This window comes from Chromobacterium sinusclupearum (assembly GCF_002902845.1).
GTDB lineage: Bacteria > Pseudomonadota > Gammaproteobacteria > Burkholderiales > Chromobacteriaceae > Chromobacterium > Chromobacterium sinusclupearum.
The window spans coordinates 1-401 of the sequence record NZ_PPTF01000100.1 but is presented as its reverse complement, the minus strand read 5'-3'; the positions used below and the strand labels follow the sequence as shown (position 1 = coordinate 401).

At 60.8% G+C, this 401-nt stretch carries 1 protein-coding gene; it reads right to left on the bottom strand.

All coding sequences use genetic code 11. From position 1 onward, the window contains the following. On the bottom strand, window positions 1-401 hold a 401-nt coding region (locus tag C2134_RS20385), incomplete at both ends, for a hypothetical protein (protein WP_146042238.1).

Here is a 401-nt window from a genome sequence, read left to right as displayed (position 1 = left end):
TTGCCGGCGATCTTGCCTTGGTTGTGCAAGTCGCCCGTGACATCCAGTTTGCTGGCCGCGTCTTTGCCCAAGGCCAGGATTTGACCGGAGGTGGCGTTGCTCAGGCTTTGGGCAGTGAGCTGTAAATCCTTGCCGGCTTGGATCGAACCAGCCACGTTGTCGAGTTGCCCCGCATTCAGTTTGACCTGGCCGTCGCTGCCCAGGGTGCCGTCGTTGTGCAGCTTATCCGTCACCGTCAGGTCGACGCCTTGGCCGCCGATCAGGCTGCCCTGGCTGTTGTCCAGGGTCTTCAGCTGGCTGCTCAATTGACCTTGCGCGTAGATTTCGCCCGCTTTGTTGCTCAGGCTGTCGGCTTTGACGTTCAGGCTCTGTGCCGCCAGATGGCCGCCGTCGTTGATCAG